Source organism: Xanthomonas cucurbitae (assembly GCF_002939885.1).
GTDB lineage: Bacteria > Pseudomonadota > Gammaproteobacteria > Xanthomonadales > Xanthomonadaceae > Xanthomonas > Xanthomonas cucurbitae.
The window spans coordinates 68,300-87,437 of sequence record NZ_MDED01000016.1 but is presented as its reverse complement, the minus strand read 5'-3'; the positions used below and the strand labels follow the sequence as shown (position 1 = coordinate 87,437).

Sequence of the window (19,138 nt, the reverse complement as noted above, 5' to 3'; positions counted from 1 at the left end):
TTCTTCGCGAATCACTGTGGGTGTAATCAAACCTTTGCAGGCAGCGGCGGCAGGAAGCAGGCGATGATCTTGCGCTGGAGGAAATCCTCGTCACGATAGCCGGATGTCAGATTCACTCACGCCGCTCCTCTACACTTCGGAAACTGGCTACAGCCCAGGAAGCTCTCGCCAGTGCGCCGGTTCCTTCTCTGCACAAGCGCGCTGCGGCAGCGCGGGCAGCTTGGGATGGTAGCGGCCGCGAAGGCAGTGGAATCGGGTGAAGCAAAGGCAGGCTCGATACGCTCAGATGGTGCCGTCGGTTGCGCTGTGGCGTGTTGCTGCACCGCTCGGATCATGTCCAACAACTGCTCACCGCCAATCAGTTCAATCGGCTTGCCTTCGGCAAAGCGCTCCGCATCCTTCGTCTAGCGACCGACACAGACAATCTTGACTGCGTGGGCCTGGTGATGGGCGAGCAGGCCGTACATTTCGCGCGCGACGCTGACGCCGACTTGCTGGCGTTTCCACTGTTTGCATTGCACCAGCGTGCGGCGGCCGTCCTTGCGCAGGATCAGGTCAATGCCGCCGTCCGGGCCGCCCAGGCCGGTTTCTTCGACGTTGTAGCCCTGGCGGCGGAACGCTTCGCCGACCAGTTGTTCGAACTGGCGCCAGCCGCCAGCGGCCAGGCTTTCCAGCGTTGTGCGGGTTTCCAGAAAGCGACGCCGCTGGCAGGTGCCCAGGTAGGAGCACAGCGCGGCCAGCCAGCAGAGGCCGAGCAGCATCCACGCCAATGGGGCGAACAGGCTGGCCGATTGTTGGGCAATGCCCTGCGAGAGCATCCCGCCGTGCTGCGACAGCCACCAGCCAATGCCGTGGCGGACCGCGAAATACGCAATGATTCCAGCAGCCAGACCAACTGGCCACGGCAATGCGGTCAACGCTTCGAATCCGTTTTGTTGCTTTCTGCGTCCCATGCGAGAACCCCCGTTCCAGCGTCAAACATAATCGCTGAAACAGGCTTTGTCAGCGCGCTGGCTATTTCACTGCAATGCGGATCGCATAAATCCTTGGGCCACGGGCATTCGCGCACGCTGCGTGCATCTGCATGCAAGCGCTTGAGGTCGCCTGTTTGCGCCGTAATGCCTCTCAGAAATCAGTAGGTAGCAGTGCTCGCGCGGCATCACAGTTGGAGAGTCGCAGCACCTGAGCACCATCCGGATCAGGCCGCTCCTGTGCAGACGCCTTTGAACGGGTACCTGCGGGCTTTGCGCAGCGGTTGCAGGGTCTGGCCTGCCATGCCAGCCCGCCTGCACTCTGCATCTTCCCCGCGCGGTGGATGCCACACTGTGTCAGCGTTGCAATAATGTTATAATATTCCATCCCTTACCCATAGATTGCAGCTGCCGTGATCCGTTCGTCCTTGTCGTTGACCCATGTTCTGGCAGCTTCCCTGGCCACCATCCTGTTCCCCTTGGAATCACGCGCGCAGTCGTCGGATTCGGCACTGACCCTGGGCAAGGTGGATGTGCACCATCACGCCGATGGTCAACTTGCTTCCCATCAGGTGTTCACGTCGGTGGACGTGCTTGGCACCGATGAGATCGAGGACAAGAACGTGTCGCAGAGTTGGGAGTTGCTTGGGCAGATGCCGGGCATCCAGCTCACCGAGACCCGGCAGGGCAACGAGTCGGGCAAGGTCAGCTTCCGCGCCTTCAACGGCGAAGGCTACATCAACGCCATCAAGACCTTGATCGACGGTATTCCCAGCAACGTCAACAGCGGCAACCAGCGCTTCATCGACATGCTGTTCCCGCTGGAGATCAGCTATATCGAAGTGGTGCGCGGGACCAACGATCCGCGTTACGGCCTGCACAACATCGGTGGCAACGTCAATTTCGGCACCCGCCAGGGCGGCAATTACACCGACGCGCGCCTGTCCTATGGCAGCTTCAACACCCGCGATGCGCAGTTCGCGCTGGGGCGCGAACGCGATGGCTTCGCACAGAACTATTTCCTGGGCGTGCAGGGGTCCGATGGCTATCGGACGCACGATAGCTCCAGCAAGTATTCGCTGGGCGGCAAGTGGTATTTCGGCAATCTGGACGATGGCATGCGCATCGGCCTGACCGCGCGCGTCTACCACAATGAGGCCGACGAGCCGGGCTTTGTGACCGCCGAGGAGCTACGCATGGACCGGCGCCAGTCGCAGCGGCGCAACTTGAACGACGGCGGCGACCGCGACATGCGCCAGGTGGGCGTGCATCTGGACATGAGGCTCAGCGATGCAGTGTTCTTCGGCACCAAGCTGTACTACAACGACTACGAAGACGACCGCCGAGTGACCTTCAGCGGCCTGCCGACCGGCAATGCGCCACGGCAGCGGCGGATCTGGGACGAGTCGCAGGTAGGCATGCTCAACACCTTGACCTGGCATGCCAATGCACAGGTGATCGTGGAGGCTGGACTGAATTACGAGCATCAGGACAACCGCTACCAGCGCCTGCGGTTTGCCTACAGCGAGCCAACCGACTTCACTGCGCCTCCGGCGCGGATCCAGAACGACGACCAGTACACGTTCGACAATTGGGGCGCGTACGTGCAGGCGATCTACCAGCCGATCGAGGCGCTGAAGATCGTGCCCGCCTACCGCGTGGATCGCTTCGATGGCGACACCCTGCTGCCTGGTGGTGTGCGCGGGCCGCTGCAGCGCTACGGCACGATCGAGCAGCCCAAGCTCAGCGTGGTATACGCGTTCACCGAACGCACCAACGTCTACGCCAACTGGGGCCGCACCTTCCAGGTGCTCACCGGGTCCACCGCGCCGGCCTATCTGACCCCGGGGCAGGCTGCGATCGGGCCTTCCACCAACACCGGCATGGAGCTGGGCATGAAGTTCAGCCCGTTCGCCGGCAGCCAGGCGCGCCTGGCGGTCTGGCAGCAGGACGCAGCCAACGAGATTTCCAACATGCCCGCCACGGGCACCAACGTGGTGCTGGGAAAGACCCGCCGCCGGGGCGTGGATGCGCAGATCAACGCCAAGCTGGGCGAGGCGTGGACGGTGTGGGCATCGCATGCCTACCAGGAAGCGAAGATTGCGCGGGACGCACGCGATGCCAGCGTGTCGCTCGAAGGCAACGAGGTGATCGCCACGCCGCGCCGTATCAGCAACATTGGCCTGGACTACCAGGCGAGCGATGCGTTGAAGCTTGGGTTGCAAGGTCGTGCGCAAAGCGATTACTACCTGGAAGAGCGCAACGTGGCCGGCAAGTTCGGCAGCATGGCCACGCTGGATTTCACGGCGCGCTACCAGGTCAACCCGGCGTGGAGCCTGGACCTGCAGCTGCGCAACCTCACCGGTCGCCTATACGAGTATGTCTGGTACGACAGCTTTTTCCAGGCGCAGCCGCAGCCGATGTACTCCCCGGGTGCCGGGCGGCAGGTCTTCATCGGCGTGAACATGAAACTGTAACGCCACGCGCCACGGTCGATAGCCAGCGCACGCGCAAACACTTGCCGCGCGCGCTGGCGCCGCGATCTCCGCTGGCGCCAGCGTACATTGCCGGCGTGGCGGTCTGCGAGGATGCGAGCGGGCTGGCTCCGGCACGCCTGTCCGGTCCGGCAGGATGGGTGTGGCCAGGGTTGCCGAGGAAATCGGCAGGGTACGATGCGCGCTCCTTTGCCGCACTGCCCGTTCGCTGCGCCATGCCTGTTCCCCGCTCCGTCCGCGATGGCATTGCCGCCAGCCGGTTCCAGCTTCCACCCGGCCCCTGGCGCACCGTGCTGGAGGCGTTGTGTGCCGGTTTTCCGCAGGTGGATGCCGCCACATGGAGCCAGCGTTTTTCTGCGGGCTGCGTGCTGGATGCGCAGCAACAGGTGCTGGATGTCCACGCGCCGTATCGGCTTGGCGCGGAGATCTATTACTTCCGCGAGGTGGTGGACGAGCCCGTCATCGCGGCGTCGGAAACAGTGGTGCATGCCGATGCGCATGTGGTGGTGGCGTGCAAACCGCATTTCCTGCCGGTCGTTCCGGCCGGCCAGTACGTGCGGCAGACGTTGCTGGCGCGGTTGATGCGGCGCTTGGACAATCCGTTCCTGGTGCCGCTGCACCGCATCGATCGCGACACTGCCGGGCTGGTGCTGTTCTCGGCCAACCCGGCCACGCGCGGGATCTACCAGGCGCTGTTTCGCGAACGGCGCATCCGCAAGCACTATCTGGCGGTGGCACCGCCGTTGCCGACCCTGACGTTTCCGTATCGGCATCGCAGCCGGCTGGAGCCGGGCGAGCCGTTCTTCCGCATGCGCGAGTGCACAGGTGAGGCCAACAGCGACACGCGGATCGATGTCGTGGCGCGCAACGCGGACACATGGACATATCGGCTGGAACCGATCACCGGGCGCAAGCACCAGCTACGCGTGCACATGGCCGCACTGGGCGCGCCGATCCTGCACGACCGCTTCTACCCGGAGCTGCAAACGCAGAGGTCCGACGATCTGGAACACCCGCTGCAGCTGTTCGCGCACACCCTGGCCTTCGATGATCCGGTCAGCGGTGAGCCCAGGCACTTCACCGCGACGGTTGCACCCGGGAATCGGTGATGCGGCGCGCCCCTGCACGGTGCCGAGATGTTCGATGCCTGCCTGATCCTGGAGATTCGACGGCGCAGGTTGCTGCCAGGCGCCGACGGGGAAGACAGCAATGGCGCTGACCAAATCTCGACGCGGATCCGTCCCCCGATTTTGACAACCGAGAACGCGCGTTCTACAACTGCGGCCGGCGAGACCGGCGATCCAGACCATGTGGTCCGGGTGGCTGCCCGCGCGCGCGCAGCGCCTGCAAGACTCTCTGCACGGCCTGGTGGTCGCGGCCGGCAGGCCGAACCCGGACGCGCTGGCGCAGCAGCTGCTGGTGTTGATCGACGGGGCCATTGCCGTGGCCCCTGGTGTTTGGCGGTACGTCCCCTGCCACCACCGCCCGAGATGTTGCCTGGGCAGCGCGCTGTTGCGTCCTGACTTTCCGAGGAGTTCTGCCATGTCATCGCCCGTAGTGTCCCGCCCACCGTTGCCACCATTCACCCACGACACCGCGTTGCTGAAAGTGCGCCTGGCCGAAGACGGCTGGAACAGCCGCGATGCGGCCAAGGTCACCCAGGCCTACAGCACCGGCACGCGCTGGCGCAATCGTGCCGAATTCGTGAGCGGCCGCGACCAGGTGCAGGCGTTCCTGCAACGCAAGTGGGCCAGGGAACTGGACTACCGGCTCATCAAGGAGCTCTGGGCCTTCAGCGAGAACCGCATTGCGGTGCGCTATGCCTACGAATGGCACGACGACTCCGCCAACTGGTACCGCTCCTACGGGAACGAGAACTGGGAATTCGACGCCGACGGGCTGATGCGCACGCGCTTTGCGGCCATCAACGACCTGCCGATCCAGGAGGCCGAGCGCAAGTTCCATTGGCCGCTCGGGCGCAGGCCCGATGCACATCCCGGACTGTCCGAGCTGGGGCTTTGAGCAGGCGGTCGGCGGCGGCTAACGCCGACCCTGTGGATGACGCGCGCCTGACAGGCTGGATCGAGAACTTTACGGGTGAACGTGCGCAGTGGTCAGTTCATCGACTGGATGGCCCACCGCGGTTGCGGGTGAGCGCGTAGCATGAGATCACCGCTCGGCGCGAGCGCATTATCAGCCGCAGCGGCGGGCGCAGCAGTTGGATTGGCGCGCGTGGCCACTGCGCCCGGCTGTGGTGTTCAACGCAGCTTGTACAACACCGCCGCACCGGGCCGTGGTTCGAACATCGGCACGGTCTGCTGCTTGAGCGCGGTGCCCTTGGCATCCCACACCAGCGTCTCGACGGGGTAGTCCTCGTTGCGGGTCATCGTGCCGATCTGCTGGACGATCACGGTCTTGGCGGCGGGCACTTCCGGGTTCCAGGCGAACACGCCCAGGCGGCCGTAGAACACCGCCGGCGCAGCGGCGTCCAGGCGGCGATCAGGGCACATGACCAGGCCGCGTTCCAGCATTACCCGCAGCGCGCCCACGGGCACGGCCTTGACGGTGGGCGAGGTGCGGTCGGTGCTATGGCCGGGGCAGACGTTGGCCGAGCGGGTGAGCATGTCCTCGACGACCTGGCGGTCGGGTTGGGCCAGCGCCGGCAGTGCGGCGGCGGACAGGGCAAGCAGGGCGAGAGCGGATTTCCAGGGCATCTGACAACTCCTCATGTGATGACACTCCATTCGCAGCCCGGCCACGCGGTGCTGCTGCCAGTGACGCGCCTGGATCCTAGCAACTGTGTTGTTAAGCGCGGCCGATGGCAGGCACCGTGCATCGGCGAGGGGATACCAGGCAAGGCAAGTCGCACGCTGGCGCAAGGCACGATGGTCGCCCAGCGCTGCAGGCCGGATGCGGCGGCAGGTAGCCCGCTGACCGCGTCACCCGCTGTCGGGAGACTCCCGATTGAGCCGCGACGGCCGTGCAGATAGCGTGCGCGCTATAACACTGCCGGACTGTCTCATGGAACACGCCGACCTGATTGCATCACTGCTCACCGGCATGCGGCGTGCCGAAGCCTTGCGCGCCCAGGGGGCCAGCTACAGCACCGCGCACAACGATCAGATGCAGGGCGAGCAGGGCAAGGCTGCCGATGCCGAACGGGTGTTGTCGCTGTTCGCCTTCACGCCCGAGCATCTGAAGCGACTGGGCCGCGCCGGCATCGAGAACCTGGGCGAGATCGTCTGCCATGCCTGGGCCTTGAACGGCGGCAACAACGATGCGGTGATCCGTTGGTTCCGCGAACCCATGAGTGCGCTGGACGGCCAGATCCCCGCCGTCATGATCCGTGCCGGCCAGCTTCAGGTGCTGCTGCTGGTGCTCAGGCAGCGCCTGGAGTGGGAATCACCCAAGCGCTCGGCCTGAGCACCGCCCGCTATCGCGGCGATTGCTTCGGCCGCGCCACGGCGTACATCTCCCAGGCGATCTTCTTCATCAGGGCGTTGTTGTCTTCGCCCTCCTTGTACAGATCGAAGTGGGTGCGGCCTTGCAGGTAGCGGAAGTCGCTGTTGGCGCCCAGGCCGTCCAGCACGGCCTGGAATCGGCGTGCGGACCCGTCCAGATAGAACGTGTCGGCGGTGCCGACGATCAGGTGGATCTTGCCATCCAGGTCCGGCTTGAGCGCGGGCCAGTGCGCGGCCACGCGGGCGGAAATGTCGTAATGGGTGCGCCAGTAGGCCACCACGGCCGGGTCCACCTTGCCGGTGTCGCGGTCGAACATCGGCATGGGGCGGCCGTCGGCGCCGCGTGGGGAGAACACCCATTCGAACGAGGTGAGCTGCCCGCCGTACGGGCCGAGCACGCGTTCGAGCCTGGCAAAGGTTTTCAGGTCGGCCAATACCTTGCCCTGGTCGCGGATCAACGGAAACGGGCTGCCATCGGGGCGGCGGTAGACGTTGGCATTGGGCGCGTACAGATCCGGCCCGGTGAAGTCGTGGAAGTCGCTGGGATCGGGTGAGGTGGACCAGGTGCCGCCGAACAGGCTGGGGTAGCGCGTCTGCAGCCACAGCGTGGCCCAGCCGCCGGACGAATGGCCATTCAGGAACCGGCCGCTGGCCTTGCCATCCATCATGTACTGGCGCTCCAGCGCGGGGATCAGCTCTTCGGTCAACGCAGTGCCCCAGGGGCCGTTGTTGACCGAGTCGGCGAACTCGTGGGTGCCGGTGGGCGTGGCCTGGTCCAGAAACACCCAGATCATCGGTGGCATCTGTCTGTCCGCCATCGCACGCCAGGTCTCGGCGATGCAGCCGGCAAAGCGGTTGTAGTTGCCGCCGAAGCCGTGGGTGACGTACACGGTGGGATAGCGTGCACGCGCCTTGCCGTCGTAGCCCGGCGGGGTCAGCACGCGGGCGCGGATCGAGACCGGCCGGCCCCAGAATGCGCTCAGTGCCGGGCTCACCACCGAGGCGTCGGCGCTGTGCAACCTGGCCTCGGGTACGGCATCGCGCACCGCCTGTGGCGCGCGCGGCGAGACCTGCCACGGGTCGTCGGAAAGCGGGACCTGCGTGCTCAGCGTCAGCGTGGGCAGCGGCCCGGCCTTGCCCAGCGTCGCCGGCGTGACCGCGCTCAGCAGGTCGCCCCCATCGCGGCCGATGTAGCTGTAGCTGTGGTCCGGGTCCAGCACCGCCTGCAGCAGGTACGCGCCAGCCGGCAGGGTGGAAAACCCGCTGGGAAAGGCGACGGCGTCCAGGTCGATCTGCACGCTGCCACCGGGCGCAAGGCCGGTGACTTCCTGCGCGGCCACCGCCGTTGCGCTGGGACGGAATGGGCTGGTATCCACCGCGTCCACCTTGCCGTTCTTGGCCTGGCCCTGCGCGTCCTTGGCCAGGGTGGCGAACACCAGCAGCCGCCCAGAGGCAGGTTGGTCGGATGCCCCGCCCAAGGTGACACGCAACAGCCGATGGGCCGGTGCCGGATCGGCGGCATGGACGACGCAGGCGCATAACAGGCCGACGACCAGGCCAAGGCGGGGGGCGAGATGGTGCGAGAACATGCGGATCCTTGGCGGCGCAGCAGAAGGTTGGAGGAGTCAATGCTCTGCAGACTCTACCCAGTTCCCGACCAGGCCGTGCGTCAACCACGAGATTCGGTTGACGTATCCGACCTGGCAGCTGTCGCAAGGCCATGCCGGTTGCCGGCAAGTAGCGTGCACTGGGAACCTCTGGAGTGGATAGGTTGTGCCTCGGCGTTGCCGCGCGCCTGAATACCAAGCGCGTCACATAACGGCGCTGCTGAGACGAATTGCCGTGTTTGCGCTGCGCGCCGATTCAAGATCAACGCACCAGCACCACGCCAATGGCGTCTGCCTGGAGCGGATGGGGATAAGCAGGACGATGTCGAAGGCCGATAACCATTCGCTGTTGACCGATGTACGGGCGTGCAGCGCCGAATGCCGGGCAAGACACATGCCGTCGCTGGACAAACAGCTGTGTCTGGTCATCGCTGCACCACATAATCAATCCTGAGGAGAGATCACGATGATGCATCAGACAACCGGTCGCAGTGCAGCTGCGATGTGCAGTCTTTTCATGCTGATGGCGACGTTCTGCGCGCAGGCCGCGGAGGCGCCTGTCACCGGAAAGAAATCGGTCACGTTGAGCCATGTCTTTGCCACGCTGCAGACCGGGCAGCCGGATCAGAATCCGGAAAATATCGCGGCCTGTCGCAAGCAGGTGTCGGCGCCGGGCTCCAAGTATCTGGGCGTGGTGGTCACGACCAGCTACTCCATCAATGCGCAGTCCAAGATCATGACGGCCTCCTCGTCGCTTCCCTCACCTGTGGCGACACAGCCGCTGATGCTCACGGTGCCGCTGTCCCCGTTGGGTCTGTCCGGCGAGTATGCGTTCGGTGCATTTCGACCGACCGTGCTGCCCAACACCTATGTGCTGTTCTCGATCGGGCTGGACTTCAAGGGGCCGAAGTCGTCCGTCCTGGTGCTCAACAGCGACAAGAACTACAACTGCCTGGTCACCAGTGATCCGGCGCCCTTCAAGGGTGCGCTGGGGACACAGCTAGGAAAAGACCAGGGCCGCTGATCGTCGCCACGCCGCACACGATTGCCGACTGCGTTGGAGCCTGCTTCAACGCAGTCGGTCGTTGCGCTGGCCGGAAAAACATCCAGTCTCTGGTTTCCGGGCGGGTGGAGTTGCGTGGACTGACGGCAAGCGCAGGCGCGTAGCCACCCTCGGCAGCGCGCTCATCCAGCGCCGCAGCGTCTGCAAACTCCGCCCAGGCGCCGCCAACTTACCGATATGGCCCTGGGCCGCGCCACACTGGTTCGCCCTGGCGGTAGACCTCCATCATGTTGATGACCTCGCGCGCATCGCCGATGGTCTTCAATTCCGGCGAGTCCGGCGGCAGCAACCGGCACTTGCTGGAGCCGCGCTTGAGCGCGACCTCCAGCGGGCAGACCATGCGCTGCTGGGTGCCGGGCAGGATGATGGCGATCTCCTGCATGCCTTGTTCCTTCCATGCCCGCAGCTGGGTTTCGCTGCGCACGTCGTAATAGACCTGGTAGCCGCCGATATCCATGCTGGGCTGGGCGTTGCTGCGGTCGTTGCGGCGGCCCTGGCTGATGGTGGGCGTGTACGAGGTGCCCTCTTCGGCGGCATCGGCCGGTTCGTCCAGCATGCCCGGCGGGCGCCCGGTCCAGGTCTCGGGGCGGCGCTGCGGCGGCGATGAGGGGTCTGCCGGTGCCCGCAGCGGAGTGGGGCGCTGCACCGGGCGGGTCTGACGCTGCTCGGTCAGGCTGCCGCGGCGGGTGTTGCCCTGCGGTGGCACCGGGTTCCTGGCGTTCTGCACCAGCGTGGATTGCACCGGCGAGGCGGCCGGCGGCGGCTGCACCGGCGCAGGGGTCTGCGATGGCGGCGTGGGAGTGGGGGATGGCGTGGGCTGTTGCGGTTGGTCGGTATCGCCGACGAAATCCACCTTGGTGCGGCCACCACTGGCCGAGCCTTGCGGCGGGGTCACGGTGGGCGTGGAGGCCGACAGCAGGATCAGCAGCATCAGCACATGCAGCAGCGCGCTGATCAGTGCGGCGATCCACGGTTCCAGGCGTTCGAGCAGCGGTTCGCTGCGCGGCAGCCAGTCGTGGGCGTCGAGTTGGACATGCAGGATCTGCAGGGCGCCTTCTCGCACTCGGTAGACCAGCACGTACGGGGTTTGCGTCACCACCCATTCGCGGCTGCCCGGTACCCGGCCGGCACGGCCGCGCCCGGGTTGCTCGGCCAGCGTGCGGGTCGCCTCCAGCACCCTTTGCGCCATCGCGGCGGCAGCGGCCGGGTTGAGCGCGTGATAGTGATCCTGGGCGTGGGCAAGCTGCTTGGCGGCCGGGACGGTCCACTCACGCCGCAACATCGACACCCCATCCGGCGAACAGTGCGGTGAGCTGCGCCGGTGCGACGAAGGCGCCCTGATCGGCGGCGGCAATGCCGTCCAGCACCGACGCCCGGAACCGGGCAGCGTCCACGGCGCGCACCACGTCCTGCCAGCCTGCGGTGTCGGGCAGCGTGTCGATCAGCGTATGGGCGTCTTGCTTGATGGCGGACATGGCACGGCGGTGGGGGAGTACTGTCGGCAAGTCTACCGCCGTGGCATTGATTGGCGTGTGGCACGGGCCGGCGCGCACGCGTGCCATTCACCGGCGGTGGCGACGGTGGCGAGCGACGCCAGCGCAGGGCACGCGCCGGCGCATGCCGGGCCGCAGGAGGTGACACTTGGCATCTTGTCGGTGGCGTAGCCGGGTTTCATCATGCAAGGGCCACTTCGCCAGGATCGCGCCATGCACGCCCATGCCATCGCTCCGTTCATGCCGTACCTATCGATGGCCGCCATCGGGTTGCTCTATTACCGGCGTATCCGGCGCAGCTTTGGCCGCCAGCCGTGGAAACCGCTGGCGACCGGGGTGCGGGTCGCGGCCCTGCTCATCCTGGCGGCGGCACTGGGGTTTGCGCTCTACGGCCTGCCGCAGGTGCGGTTGGGGATCGCGGTGGGGGCGCTGGCCGGCAGCGGGCTGGGCGCACTGTCGCTGCGCTATACGCATGCCGAATGGAGAGAGGGCCGCGGCTGGTACACGCCCAATCCGTGGATCGGCGCGGCGCTGATGCTGGTGCTGCTGGGCCGGCTGGCGTGGCGCTGGGCCACCAGTGCCTTCGCCACCGGCGCAGCGGCGGCTGGATCACAGGCCAGCCCGCTCACCCTGGGCATCGCGGCGGCACTGGTGCTGTATGCGTTGGTGCATATCGCCGGGCTGTGGTGGCGTCTGCGCCAGCTGCGGCTGCAGGCAGGTCCGGTGGGGGCGGCGCGCTAGCCGCCGTCACCGACACGGCGCGGTCATACCTGCGAGCGGAACGGCAACACCAGCTTCTCGCCCAGCTTCTGCCGCAGCGGCCGCGCGCGCCAGCGCTCCAGGGTGTACCGCTGCGCACGTTGCAGGTCGCGCTCGAACACCTCGGTCATGCGCGCAGCCAGGGTGCGGTCGTAGATGTTCAGGCTTGCCTCGTCGTTGAGGCGGAACGAGCGGATGTCGAAGTTGGTCGAGCCCACCGACACCAGCAGGCCGTCGATGATGAGCAGCTTGGTGTGCAGCATGGTGGGCAGGTACTCATGGATCTCGATCCCGGCCTGCAGTAGCGGCTCCCAGCTGGCCTTGGAGGCCAGCCGCACCGACACCGCGTCGATATGCTTGCCGGGCAGCAGCACACGAACCGCGACACCACGGCGGCGCGCGTCCAGCAGCGAACCGATAATCAGTGCATCGGGCACGAAGTACGCGGCGGCCAGGTCGATGCTGCTGCGCGCGGCGGCGATGGCGACCAGGTACATCAGGTGCATGCTCTCGCTGCCGCCGGCCGGCGAGGCCACGAACAATTGCGCATCGCTGTCGCCTGCCGGCTCCAACGCCGGGTAGTACTGCGCGCCGTTGACCACGCGGCCGGTGGTCTTGATCCAGTTGTCGTTGAAGGCGGTCTGCACCTGCGCCACCACCGGGCCTTCGATGCGGTAGTGGGTGTCGCGCCAATGCTCCGGGTCCTGCGCATCGCCCATCCACTGGTCGGCCACGCCCACCCCGCCGGTGAAGCCGATGCGGCCATCGATCACCAGCAGCTTGCGGTGCGTGCGGTTGTTGACGCGGTGCAGGTTGTACCAGGCCAGCGGCCGATAGCGATGCACCTCCACGCCAGCGTCGGTCATGGTGTCCACCAGCGCATGGTCCATCTTCAGGCTGCCGCCCCAGTCGATGGTGACGCACACCGCCACGCCGGCGCGGGCGCGCTCGGAGAGCGCATCACTGAACTCGCGACCGATCTCGCCCGACCAATAGATGTAGGTTTCGAAGGTGATGGTGTGCTGGGCGCTGCGGATGGCGGCCAGCATGGCCGGAAAGATCTCGTGGCCATTGTTGAGCACGTCGATGCGATTGCCAGGCAGGATGGCCGGGCCCAGCAGCACCGACATTTCGCGCTTGAACTGCGGGTGGGCCACGTCGTACAGGTGCTTGGCAATGTGCTGGAGCTTCTTCTCCGGCGTGGCGAAGTTGAGCAACAGCAGCCCCACCAGCAAGGTGACGACCACGGCGGCCACGATGATCCAGATCATGCATCCCACTCCGATTTCCCCGCCATTGCGGGCACAAACGGCGGGCAGTCTGGCAGGGCGGGCGGCATGGGGGTCGTGAAGGGAAGGCGGCCGTTGGAGTGGTGCGATTGCGTGCCACCTACCGGCGGGCATCGGGATGCCAGGCGCGATCGATGTGGCTGGCGACATGGCTCCGGCAGGTGCAGTGCTATCGTCCGCAGATGCCCAAGGTCGCTGCCACCGTTCGCTGCAAGGCCACGCTGCTGGAACCTGCAGCGCCTGAGGCGGCCACGTGGCTGTTTCTGCAGCTGCCTGCGGCGGCAAGCAACAAGCTGCCCACGCGCAGCATGGTGACCGTCACCGGCACATTTGCCGGGTATCCGTTGCAGGCCACGCTTGAACCCGACGGGCGGGGCGGGCATTGGCTGAAGGTCGAGCAAGCCTTGCAACAGGCAGCCGGCGTGGCTGCCGGTGACAGGGTGGCAGTGCAGATGACGTCGGTGGACGTGGAACCCGAGCCGGCGGTGCCGGATGATCTACAGGCTGCACTGGCCGCGCAGCCGGCCGCGCGTGCGACCTGGAACGACATCACCGCGCTGGCGCGGCGCGACTGGATCTTCTGGGTCGTGTCGGGCAAGAAGGCCGACACGCGGGTCAAGCGCATCGCCACCGCCTGCGACATGCTGGCGTCCGGCAAGCGCCGTGCGTGCTGCTTCGACCGCTCCGGGATGTACAGCAAATCGCTGACCGCGCCGACGCCAAAAGCGAGCTGAAGCGTCACGTGCAAGCCTTGGAGACTGCAGTGGAATGAGGGCCGCGCAGGCTGCAGCTCGGCCGTTTTCCATTGCACGCTGCACACGGACTGGCGGCTTGCGCGGCGCCTGCCTACGCCGAAATGCTTACATGCCCCACCCAAGCGCGCACCTATACTCCCAGGCTGTCCCACCGAAGAGGTTCTGACCGCATGAGCGCATCCCCATCGTCTCCGATCGCCGCCGGTTCTGCCGCAGCGCCCGGCAGCCTTCGCCGTTCGGTGTCCAATACGCTCAAGGGGTCGGCCGGTAACCTGGTCGAGTGGTACGACGTCTATGTCTATTCGGTGTTCGCTACCTACTTCGAATCGCAGTTCTTTTCCAAGGAGGACAAGAACGCCACCATGTTCGTGTGGGCCATCTTCGCGATGACCTTCCTGATGCGGCCGATCGGCGCATGGTACTTCGGCCGTTTCGCCGACCGTTTTGGGCGCCGCCTGGCGCTGACCATCTCGGTGTCGATGATGGCGCTGTGTTCGTTCGTGATTGCGATAACGCCCACCGTCGCCACGATCGGCATCGCCGCGCCGATCATCCTGTTGCTGGCGCGGTTGCTGCAGGGCTTTGCGACCGGGGGCGAATACGGCACCAGTGCCACCTACATGTCTGAAGCGGCAATACCGGGGCGACGCGGGTTCCTGTCCTCGTTCCATTACGTCACCCTGGTGGGCGGGCATGTGCTGGCGCAGGCCACGTTGCTGGTGATGCTGCATTTCTTCGATGCCTCGCAGGTGTCGGCGTGGGGCTGGCGCGTGGCGTTCGGCCTGGGTGGTATCGGCGCATTGGTGGTGTTCTGGCTGCGCCGGACCATGGACGAGTCGCTGAGCTCGGAATCCATCGCCGATTCGCGCACCGGCAAGGCCAAGGCATCGGGTTCGCTGCACGAGCTGTTCGTCAACCAGTGGCGCCCGTTGCTGCTGTGCTTCCTGATTACCGCCGGCGGCACGATTGCGTTCTACACCTACTCGGTGACCGGCCCGAAGATGATCCAGACCGCCTTCGCCGGCGGTGACGTGATGGCCGGCACCATCATCAACCTGGTCGCCTTGACGGTATTGATGCTGATGCAGCCGGTGGGCGGCTGGTTGTCGGATATCGTCGGTCGCAAGACCTTGCTGGTGTTCTTCGGCATCGGCGGCGTGCTGTACACCTGGTTCCTGGTGACCGAGCTACCCAGGCAGACCGACTGGCTGAGCGCATTTGCGATTCTCACCGTGGGTTTCGTGATCCTGACCGGCTACACCTCGATCAATGCAGTGGTGAAGGCAGAGCTGTTCCCCACTCACGTGCGCGCGTTGGGCGTGGGGCTTGGCTACGCGCTGGCGAACTCCGCTTTCGGCGGCACGGCGCCACTGCTGTACCAGGCGTCGTTGAAGACCGGCCATGTGAGCGAATTCGTGATCTATGCAACCGCGGTCATCGCGGTGTCGTTGGTGGTCTACCTGTTCTTCCTGACCAACAAGGGCAGCAACTGGCTGGACGATGAAGCGGCGATGTCCAAGCGCGTGCGGTGAGGTTGCTCGTCAGCTGTGCGAGAGCGGCAAATTCGGCAAGGTCGTCACTGGTCGCGCCGATAGCCACATTGCTGGTCATCCCCCACGCATAGGTGCGAGATCACAGGGTCCGCTACAGCCAAGTGAGCCAGACAGCTGCTCTCGTAACGGGAGGGAGGGTGACAACCGCATCGTCACAATGCTCATGCATCTATTTCATTGCAACCGCGATCAATCAGGCACCAGCTCCGACACTCAATCCGCGCATCGATTCCCGACTCCCCAACATCACACCTCCCGCACCGTCCGAAACGCGTCCATATCCGCGAACGTGCAAAAGTGAAAACGCGGGATCGTGATCGGGCCTGCGGCCGCGAGCCGCTTGAGCCAGTCGCCCACTGCGGCGCGATAGGCCGCCCGTTCTGCGCTATCGAGCGTTTCGCACAGGTAGGCCAACGAGATATGAAACTGGAAATTGACGTAGTCCGGGCGCTGCAGGCGGGTCAGCGTCATCAGCCCCTGGCGGGTGGCTTCCAGGCGCTGTGCGGTCTGCGTATCGGCAGGGCGCAGCGGGATGAGCAGGTTGTTGTTGTTGCCGGTCTTTGCCGCAGCCGGATTCACCACAAAACTGCACGCACCCAGCGGCGCTGCCGTGCGCTGCGTCAGCCGCGCGAGAAAATCGGCATGGATCTCGCTCAATGCCACATCGCGCGTCAGATCGCCGGGCCATGGCCCGCTGGCGCGGTCGCTCTCGTTGACTCCGCCCAGCAAGGTCACGTGATAACTGCTGGGCGGCAGCAGCGCGAACTTGTTCGCGAAGCGGTGCTCGGGCAGTTCGCGGTAGATATCCAGCACGTGGTCGAAACTGTCGTAGCCGTCGCCCTGTTGTTCGAGATGACCAACGAAGGTATTGCCGGCAAATGCCATCGGCCGCCGCGAGCGCAAAAACTTGCGCCCCACATCCAGCGGCGGTGTGTTGGCCAGCGCAGGCAGACCGTTGGTCAGCAGCGCGGCGCTGGCGGTGGCGGCCATCAGATGCCGGCGGCTGATGCGTGTGTCCAGAAACGACGACATAGGGATTTTCTCAGAGTTTGACGCTGATGCCGAGCATCACGGTGGGCGCCATCTTCCAGGCCGATTGCACGTATTCTTGATTGCGGCCGATGCGGTACTGGTAGCCCTGACCGGCCAGATTGAGCACGTCCAGGCTCACTGCCAGCATGGGCGACATATCCCAGGCCAGTTTCAGGTCCAGGCGGTCCAGCGGTTGCTGGTAGCGGTTGCGATAGAACTCCTGCTGGCTGCTGTAGTTGGGGTAGCGGTCGTCCCACAGCTCGCCGGTGCGACTCCAGGCCAGCGTGCTGCGCAGCGGCCCGCTGGCGTAATTCAGGGTCAGGTTCCACAACTGCCTGGGCTGCTGCGGCAGCACGTCCAGCGTGGTGCGGATGCCATCGCCGAGCACCACCGGGTAGTCCACGTGCAGGAACGTCACATTGGCCCCGACCGACAGCCCGGCAAGCGCGGGCAGCCACGGGCCGAGTTCCTTGATCGCGCCGAGTTCGGCGCCGCGCATGCGCACCGGGTGGTCGGTGTTGCGCGGCTGGGTGACCAGCACCTGCTGGCCGTCGATTTCCTGCAACTGGCCGTAGCGGAAAATCTCGTTGTCGATGGTCTTGCGGAACAGCGCGATCGACAGCAGGCTGCCGCCGTCGTCGAAGGTCCAGTCGTGGCCAAGGTCCAGATTCTGCGAGCGGCGCGGTTGCAGGTCCGGGTTGCCCTGGTTGAGCGTCGGCTGGGTACTGCCCAGTGTGAGCACGCCGCCGTTGAGCGCCATCTGGTCCAGCCTCGGGCGCCCGATCGAGCGCGAAGCGCCAACACGCAAGGTGCCATTGGCGCTTGTCTGCCACTGGCCGGCCAGCGACGGCAGCCAGGTGCGGTAGGTGCGCTCCGCGCCGACCGGACTCCACACGCTACCGCTCAGCTGCTGGCCGGTGCTGTCGAAGCGGGTCTGCTCCAGGCGCACGCCACCGGCCAGACGCCAGCGTTCGTCTCGCCACTGCGCCTGGGCGAAGCCAGCGCGCACCTGCTCGTCGACGGCGTAACTGCCGCTATTCTGCGCGGTAGTGTCTGGCACCCCGCGCGCCTGGCCAGCAACCGCATCCCAGCGTGCGTCGGCCAATGCCGGGTCGATGGTCATCATCTGCGTGGTGCAGCCCAGGGCGCAGGTCGGGGGACCCAGCACATCGGCCAGCGAATACGGCAACCCGCTCCAGGTGGTGCGTTGGAATGCGGTCTGCATATGCGTGCGCACCTGTCGCAGGCCCCAGGCCAGGCCCAGCCCCTGGCTGTCTTCGTCCATGTTGCGACTGAACTCCAGTTGCAGGTCGTTGACCCGCTCGGCGTAGCGCGTGCGCTCCTGCTGGTGGTTGAGGTTGGCGTAGCGGGTGGGATCCTCGGTCAGGGCTGGGCTCACTGGCGCGAAGGCGGCCAGTTCGCCGCTCCAGTCGAAGCCATAGGCCAGGCGGTTTTGCTGGAAGCGATCCCAGGTCTGCGGGTTGTCCACCGTGGCACGCGAGGTGCTTGCGCGCAGCGCGCCGCGCCACTGCGCCGGCAGTTCGGCCAGCAGTTCGCCGTTGATGCCGGACAGGCCGCGCTTCCAGCGCAACTGCCCCAGCTCGACGAGCTGGTTGAGGTTGTCCAGCGTGCCGCTTTGCGGGCCGGTGCGGGTCAGGCGCGCGCTGTTCTGGACCTGCGCAGCCTGGGTGGCGCGGTTGGAGGCCTCGCGCTGGCGGAACGCATATCCGGACACATGGCCGCTGAGCGGGCCGTCGGGCTGCCAATCCACGCGCGCGGTCAGGCCGCGGCGCTCGCGGGTGTTGTCGTAGTTGTACCAGCGCCGTTCGCTCGGTACCGCGTCACCGACCCCGCCGTAAGGCACCGGCGCGCGCGTGCCGTCGGCGTTGTACCAGTTCAGGGCGCCGCCGTTTTCCTGCTGCGGCACCGAGATCTCGCGGTGCCAAACGCTGGCTGCGCCCAGGAATGCAAACGTGCCGTCACGCCCGAAGCGCCTGCCCCATTTGAGCTCGCCTTCGCCCACCGGCGTAAGGCCGCCATAGCGGCTTCCCATCAGGTTGGCGCCGCCCTTGGCCGAGGCGGTCAGCAGGCCGTCCGGGCGACCGAAGCCGGTGGCGGTGACCAGGTTGGTGACCCCGCCGATCGCGCCGCCGTCGTTTTCCGGCAGCAGCGACTTCACCACATCGATGCGGTCGACGAAGTTCGCCGGCAGCACATCCATCAGGGCCTGACGACTGCCGATGTCGTTGCTGGCGAATGCAAAGCCGTCGATCAGCATGCTGTTGTAGTTGCCGTTGAGGCCGCGCACTGTCACATAGCGCGGCTCGCCCTGGTACTCCACGGTGCTCACGCCGGTGACGCGGCGCAGCGCATCGCCGACGTTGAAATCCGGCAGTTGCCCGATGCTGTCGGCGGCGACCGAATCCACGATGGTGGGCGCGGCCTGTTTGGTGGCGATGGCGCGCGTGTTCTGCGACTGGAAAGAGGTGCGGACCTGCACCGCATCGAGGGTCTGCGCTGCGGCATCGGCGGGCGCAGCGGCGGCGGGCGCCGGCGCCTGCATCCAGCCCACCACGGCCATGCCCAGCGCGTACGACACCATGCGACGCTGTGGGATGCGGGCTGGAGCGGACCCAAGGGGACCAGAGAACGAGGAATGA

General features: G+C 66.0%; 15 protein-coding genes and 1 pseudogene. 8 read left to right on the top strand and 8 right to left on the bottom strand.

The window, feature by feature from the left end; genetic code table 11:
- Positions 1-116 precede the first annotated feature (116 nt).
- Positions 117-953: pseudogene (locus tag XcuCFBP2542_RS10395) on the bottom strand (restriction endonuclease).
- 452 nt (positions 954-1,405) lie between these two features.
- On the opposite strand from XcuCFBP2542_RS10395, the gene XcuCFBP2542_RS10390 reads away from it, so the two are divergent.
- The 3 genes from XcuCFBP2542_RS10390 to XcuCFBP2542_RS10380 all read left to right on the top strand — a co-directional run bounded on the left by XcuCFBP2542_RS10390 (position 1,406) and on the right by XcuCFBP2542_RS10380 (position 5,488).
- Positions 1,406-3,448 carry a TonB-dependent receptor gene (locus XcuCFBP2542_RS10390; RefSeq protein WP_104603518.1) on the top strand — a complete coding sequence of 681 codons (2,043 nt, stop codon included), beginning with the start codon at positions 1,406-1,408 and terminating at the stop codon, positions 3,446-3,448.
- Between the two features lie 233 nt (positions 3,449-3,681).
- Entirely contained in the window at positions 3,682-4,575 is an 894-nt protein-coding gene (locus tag XcuCFBP2542_RS10385) for a pseudouridine synthase (RefSeq protein ID WP_104603492.1), read from the top strand.
- A gap of 433 nt (positions 4,576-5,008) precedes the next feature.
- Positions 5,009-5,488, top strand: coding sequence for a nuclear transport factor 2 family protein (locus tag XcuCFBP2542_RS10380; RefSeq protein ID WP_104603517.1), 480 nt, complete (start codon positions 5,009-5,011; stop codon positions 5,486-5,488).
- Positions 5,489-5,724: 236 nt separating this feature from the next.
- Here XcuCFBP2542_RS10380 and XcuCFBP2542_RS10375 read toward each other — a convergent pair whose 3' ends face one another.
- A complete protein-coding gene (locus tag XcuCFBP2542_RS10375; RefSeq protein WP_167526790.1) occupies positions 5,725-6,180 on the bottom strand; it encodes a hypothetical protein in 456 nt (151 codons plus the stop codon).
- A 307-nt stretch (positions 6,181-6,487) separates the two neighbouring features.
- On the opposite strand from XcuCFBP2542_RS10375, the gene XcuCFBP2542_RS10370 reads away from it, so the two are divergent.
- A complete protein-coding gene (locus tag XcuCFBP2542_RS10370) occupies positions 6,488-6,889 on the top strand; it encodes an antitoxin Xre/MbcA/ParS toxin-binding domain-containing protein (protein WP_104603490.1) in 402 nt (133 codons plus the stop codon).
- 10 nt (positions 6,890-6,899) lie between these two features.
- On the opposite strand, the gene XcuCFBP2542_RS10365 is transcribed toward XcuCFBP2542_RS10370, so the two are convergent.
- Positions 6,900-8,516: an alpha/beta hydrolase gene (locus XcuCFBP2542_RS10365; RefSeq protein ID WP_104603489.1), complete on the bottom strand. Its 1,617-nt coding sequence runs from the start codon at positions 8,514-8,516 to the stop codon at positions 6,900-6,902.
- 541 nt (positions 8,517-9,057) lie between these two features.
- On the opposite strand from XcuCFBP2542_RS10365, the gene XcuCFBP2542_RS10360 reads away from it, so the two are divergent.
- Complete coding sequence (locus tag XcuCFBP2542_RS10360; RefSeq protein WP_425478024.1) at positions 9,058-9,558, top strand: hypothetical protein; 501 nt, start codon at positions 9,058-9,060, stop codon at positions 9,556-9,558.
- Between the two features lie 208 nt (positions 9,559-9,766).
- On the opposite strand, the gene XcuCFBP2542_RS10355 is transcribed toward XcuCFBP2542_RS10360, so the two are convergent.
- Together XcuCFBP2542_RS10355 and XcuCFBP2542_RS10350 are read right to left on the bottom strand one after the other, a co-directional pair.
- On the bottom strand, positions 9,767-10,879 hold the full coding sequence (locus XcuCFBP2542_RS10355; RefSeq protein WP_104603487.1) for a type II toxin-antitoxin system RelE/ParE family toxin: 1,113 nt from the start codon (positions 10,877-10,879) through the stop codon (positions 9,767-9,769).
- The gene (locus XcuCFBP2542_RS10350) at positions 10,866-11,072 is read right to left on the bottom strand and encodes a hypothetical protein (RefSeq protein ID WP_104603486.1); all 207 of its coding nucleotides are present in this window, start codon (positions 11,070-11,072) and stop codon (positions 10,866-10,868) included. The genes XcuCFBP2542_RS10355 and XcuCFBP2542_RS10350 overlap by 14 nt, the downstream gene beginning before the upstream one ends.
- Positions 11,073-11,303: 231 nt before the next feature.
- On the opposite strand from XcuCFBP2542_RS10350, the gene XcuCFBP2542_RS10345 reads away from it, so the two are divergent.
- A complete protein-coding gene (locus tag XcuCFBP2542_RS10345; RefSeq protein ID WP_104603485.1) occupies positions 11,304-11,831 on the top strand; it encodes a CcdC protein domain-containing protein in 528 nt (175 codons plus the stop codon).
- Between the two features lie 23 nt (positions 11,832-11,854).
- On the opposite strand, the gene XcuCFBP2542_RS10340 is transcribed toward XcuCFBP2542_RS10345, so the two are convergent.
- Entirely contained in the window at positions 11,855-13,120 is a 1,266-nt protein-coding gene (locus tag XcuCFBP2542_RS10340) for a phospholipase D-like domain-containing protein (RefSeq protein WP_170066978.1), read from the bottom strand.
- A 200-nt stretch (positions 13,121-13,320) separates the two neighbouring features.
- Between XcuCFBP2542_RS10340 and XcuCFBP2542_RS10335 the strand changes: the two genes are divergently transcribed.
- Together XcuCFBP2542_RS10335 and XcuCFBP2542_RS10330 are read left to right on the top strand one after the other, a co-directional pair.
- Positions 13,321-13,872, top strand: a complete 552-nt coding sequence (locus XcuCFBP2542_RS10335) for a YdeI/OmpD-associated family protein (protein WP_104603515.1) — start codon at positions 13,321-13,323, stop codon at positions 13,870-13,872.
- Positions 13,873-14,063: 191 nt separating this feature from the next.
- Positions 14,064-15,425: an MFS transporter gene (locus XcuCFBP2542_RS10330; protein WP_104603484.1), complete on the top strand. Its 1,362-nt coding sequence runs from the start codon at positions 14,064-14,066 to the stop codon at positions 15,423-15,425.
- A gap of 267 nt (positions 15,426-15,692) precedes the next feature.
- Here XcuCFBP2542_RS10330 and XcuCFBP2542_RS10325 read toward each other — a convergent pair whose 3' ends face one another.
- Together XcuCFBP2542_RS10325 and XcuCFBP2542_RS10320 are read right to left on the bottom strand one after the other, a co-directional pair.
- Positions 15,693-16,478 (bottom strand): DUF1868 domain-containing protein, encoded by a 786-nt coding sequence (locus XcuCFBP2542_RS10325; RefSeq protein ID WP_104603483.1) that lies wholly within the window; start codon positions 16,476-16,478, stop codon positions 15,693-15,695.
- Between the two features lie 10 nt (positions 16,479-16,488).
- Entirely contained in the window at positions 16,489-19,080 is a 2,592-nt protein-coding gene (locus tag XcuCFBP2542_RS10320; RefSeq protein WP_249027639.1) for a TonB-dependent receptor, read from the bottom strand.
- Positions 19,081-19,138 lie beyond the last annotated feature (58 nt).

Bases quoted from the DNA above. Each gene is read 5' to 3' on its own strand.
- XcuCFBP2542_RS10320 (WP_249027639.1), bottom strand. From the start codon at position 19,080: ATGGTGTCGTACGCGCTGGGCATGGCCGTGGTGGGCTGGATGCAGGCG.
- XcuCFBP2542_RS10380 (WP_104603517.1), top strand. From the start codon at position 5,009: ATGTCATCGCCCGTAGTGTCCCGCCCACCGTTGCCACCATTCACCCAC.
- XcuCFBP2542_RS10370 (WP_104603490.1), top strand. From the start codon at position 6,488: ATGGAACACGCCGACCTGATTGCATCACTGCTCACCGGCATGCGGCGT.
- XcuCFBP2542_RS10365 (WP_104603489.1), bottom strand. From the start codon at position 8,516: ATGTTCTCGCACCATCTCGCCCCCCGCCTTGGCCTGGTCGTCGGCCTG.
- XcuCFBP2542_RS10330 (WP_104603484.1), top strand. From the start codon at position 14,064: ATGAGCGCATCCCCATCGTCTCCGATCGCCGCCGGTTCTGCCGCAGCG.
- XcuCFBP2542_RS10335 (WP_104603515.1), top strand. From the start codon at position 13,321: ATGCCCAAGGTCGCTGCCACCGTTCGCTGCAAGGCCACGCTGCTGGAA.
- XcuCFBP2542_RS10340 (WP_170066978.1), bottom strand. From the start codon at position 13,120: ATGATCTGGATCATCGTGGCCGCCGTGGTCGTCACCTTGCTGGTGGGG.
- XcuCFBP2542_RS10385 (WP_104603492.1), top strand. From the start codon at position 3,682: ATGCCTGTTCCCCGCTCCGTCCGCGATGGCATTGCCGCCAGCCGGTTC.
- XcuCFBP2542_RS10350 (WP_104603486.1), bottom strand. From the start codon at position 11,072: ATGTCCGCCATCAAGCAAGACGCCCATACGCTGATCGACACGCTGCCC.
- XcuCFBP2542_RS10360 (WP_425478024.1), top strand. From the start codon at position 9,058: ATGGCGACGTTCTGCGCGCAGGCCGCGGAGGCGCCTGTCACCGGAAAG.
- XcuCFBP2542_RS10355 (WP_104603487.1), bottom strand. From the start codon at position 10,879: ATGTTGCGGCGTGAGTGGACCGTCCCGGCCGCCAAGCAGCTTGCCCAC.
- XcuCFBP2542_RS10325 (WP_104603483.1), bottom strand. From the start codon at position 16,478: ATGTCGTCGTTTCTGGACACACGCATCAGCCGCCGGCATCTGATGGCC.
- XcuCFBP2542_RS10345 (WP_104603485.1), top strand. From the start codon at position 11,304: ATGCACGCCCATGCCATCGCTCCGTTCATGCCGTACCTATCGATGGCC.
- XcuCFBP2542_RS10375 (WP_167526790.1), bottom strand. From the start codon at position 6,180: ATGCCCTGGAAATCCGCTCTCGCCCTGCTTGCCCTGTCCGCCGCCGCA.